General features: G+C 45.1%; 3 protein-coding genes. All 3 read left to right on the top strand.

Annotation, left to right across the window (positions count from 1 at the left end; all coding sequences use genetic code 11):
• On the top strand, nucleotides 1–705 hold a 705-nt coding region (locus ACTHUM_RS11330), incomplete at its 5' end, for an IgG-binding virulence factor TspB family protein (RefSeq protein ID WP_440402910.1).
• 8 nt (nucleotides 706–713) lie between these two features.
• Nucleotides 714–995, top strand: a complete 282-nt coding sequence (locus ACTHUM_RS11325) for a DUF2523 family protein (RefSeq protein ID WP_070461276.1) — start codon at nucleotides 714–716, stop codon at nucleotides 993–995.
• 2 nt (nucleotides 996–997) lie between these two features.
• Nucleotides 998–2,176, top strand: coding sequence for a zonular occludens toxin domain-containing protein (locus tag ACTHUM_RS11320; protein ID WP_070461275.1), 1,179 nt, complete (start codon nucleotides 998–1,000; stop codon nucleotides 2,174–2,176).
• The last annotated feature ends 527 nt before the right edge of the window (nucleotides 2,177–2,703 follow it).

The raw sequence follows: 2,703 nt of genomic DNA, 5'->3' as shown, positions 1-2,703 counted from the left end.
CCTGAATATAAAGAAAATATCAAAGTCCCTGCCGGTACAGTTGTAACCATTGGCCCTGTCACTCCCGAAAATGGCAAGCCGGTGCAAATTACCATTACTTTCGGTCAAGATTCAAACGGCAAAACAAACGCAACGGTAATCACAACCCCGCGTCCCGACCTCACACCGGGCAGCCCTGCAGCTCCTAAAACCAACTCAACACCTACACCGGGAGAAAATGGCAAGCCTGGCTCTCAACCAGACCCAACGCCTGACGGTAGCCCGTCCGATAAGCCAAAACCAGATCCTGACGACAGCCCTAGCGGCAAAGACAATCCAAAACCCGACGATAAGCCCGACCCTGACAGCAAAGACGATCCAAAAAAAGATGAAGGACCTAAAGAGGATGACAAGCCCAAAGAAGACGGAGGTTTGCTTTGTAAAGTGTTTCCGAATATTTTGGCCTGCGACGAATTGCCCGAAAAAGAAGAACCTGATTTAGAGATTCCCGAAGAACAAATAGATTTGAACTTCACACCTGACAATACTTTTAGAGAGTATGGCGAATGCCCTGCTCCGGTAACGTTTCAGGCATTGGGTGCTGAATACAGAATCAGTCTTGAGCCTGCGTGTAATTTAGCTGCCATGATTAGACCCTTTATTATCGCTATGGCTTGGCTGGTGGCTTCGTTCTTCGTGTCTAGAGTTGTCAGAAATAACGCATAGGGGGATTTATGAAATTTTTAGCTGCTCTTGCTCCATATTTGATAAATCATGTTGTCAAATACATTCTGACTGCTTTAGGGGTGTCTATTATTACTTATGTTGGTTTTGATGCCCTTATGAGCAATCTTAAAAATCAGTTTATAAGCAGTATGGGCGCAGTTCCCGCCGGAGCGATCCAAATTTTTTACATTGCAGGTGGCGGCGTTGTTCTGAACATCATGTTCGGAATGCTCGCTTTTGTCGTTACGTTTAAAACTCTGTCTAAATTAAGCTTTGGCAAGAAAGGATAAAGATGGCCGCCATTACCCTGATAACAGGAAAACCAAGAATCGGCAAAACCGCCTTTGCCGTCGAACTGCTTATGTTTGATGACTATTATAAAGGCCGTAAAATCTTCTCCAACATCAACGGCCTTTTGATAGACCATCATCAACCGCCGGAAGGTCATAGCTGGGAAGACATGTATGAATGGCTGAAATGGAAAGAGAATATCGGCTCAGTTGTCATTTATGACGAAGTGCAATATTTGTTTCCGACACGTTCCAGCGGTTCAAAAATGCCTGAAAACGTCGCCTTTTTGAACATTCACGGCCATTACGGTATCGACATGATACTAATCACACAATCGCCCAAGCTGCTTGACGTGAATCTGCGCGAAGTCGTGAACAAGCATATCCATATAGCTGCAAACAAAATGGGCGGACTGACAAGGCTTGAATGGAACGAAGTAGCTTTAAACCCGACACAGCAATCAAGAAACGCCTTGTCCAGTTCGCATAAAATTAGGGAAGAGGTTCTTGAATACTACAAATCTGCAGAAGTGCATACCGCCCATTCGCACGTCAAATCAAGGTGGTATTACATCATAATCGCCATGTTGTTTATCCTGCCGTGTATCTTAGGTTTGGTCGGATTCATGGGCTATAAGATGTATCAGGGTTATAAAGAAAAAGCAGGAATAACGGCAAAGGCCGAAGCAGCAAAAGAAGATACAGGTTTCAAAAATCCGCTTGACCCTGAAAACCAAAAAGAAATGATGCCGCAAAGTGGAATTCAGGGGCAAAACCTCAAACCTGAAGATTTTGTCCCTGTTCTTGCCGAAAAGCCCGAAAGTAAACCCATCTATAACGGCGTCCGACAAGTTAAAACATTTGAGTACCCCGTCGGCTGTGTTGATGGTGGCAAAAGCGGATGTACCTGCTATTCATCGCAAGGTACACCGCTGAAAGAAATCACTAAGGCAATGTGCAAAGACTACGCCCATAATGGCCTGCCGTTTAATCCCTACAAAGAGTCCGACCACAGCTCAAACCAAGCGCAGACAGCGCCATCCGCGTCGGATACTAGCGCAGGCGTGCAAGTCGCATCACTAGGCGGCCAAAGCCCTCAAAACCTTATGTATGACGGATATGTAGAAGCAGGCGCAAAGTTCACACCGCAAAGCGGCGCGGTAGTCGAATCCGCGCAATGACAAAGGCTGTCTGAAACCAGTTCAGACGGCCTTTAAATAAAAGCTGCTTGATTCCTTTAAAAAGCGCGGCGTAAAAACCTATCTAAAGAGCAGAAACCTAAATCCCGCGATTTTTAAAGGAAGCAAGTAGCAATGGCCGCGCGGCAGAGCGCAATTTTAGAAAAGAAAGAATAGAAAAGCAAAGAGATTGAAACATCTGATATACTCAAAACGTCAGCGGTCTAGCTAACCCTGACAACATCCGCCGAGCCTGAAAGTTCCCGAATCATCAAGATTGGGAGAAAGATAAGGACGGCGGATTTTTTCATATTTAATTTGAGTAGCATCAAAGGCCAAGAGCCTGCATAGTAAGGGAAAAAATATGAGAAATACCGTAGGACTCGACATATCCGCAGAAACATTTGACGCAGTCGCATTAATAGACGGCCAAACGGCCTATAAGAAGTTCCAAAACAACCAAGACGGCATAGAAAGCCTGAAAAATTGGATAAACGGCCAAAGTATCGAAGACGGCCAAAACATTTACA

The sequence above is a fragment of the Neisseria sp. P0021.S006 genome, from assembly GCF_051956895.1.
Note: the sequence above shows the minus strand (reverse complement) of the source record. Positions and strands in the feature narration are given on the sequence as shown.

Bases quoted from the DNA above. Each gene is read 5' to 3' on its own strand.
- ACTHUM_RS11325 (WP_070461276.1), top strand. From the start codon at position 714: ATGAAATTTTTAGCTGCTCTTGCTCCATATTTGATAAATCATGTTGTC.
- ACTHUM_RS11320 (WP_070461275.1), top strand. From the start codon at position 998: ATGGCCGCCATTACCCTGATAACAGGAAAACCAAGAATCGGCAAAACC.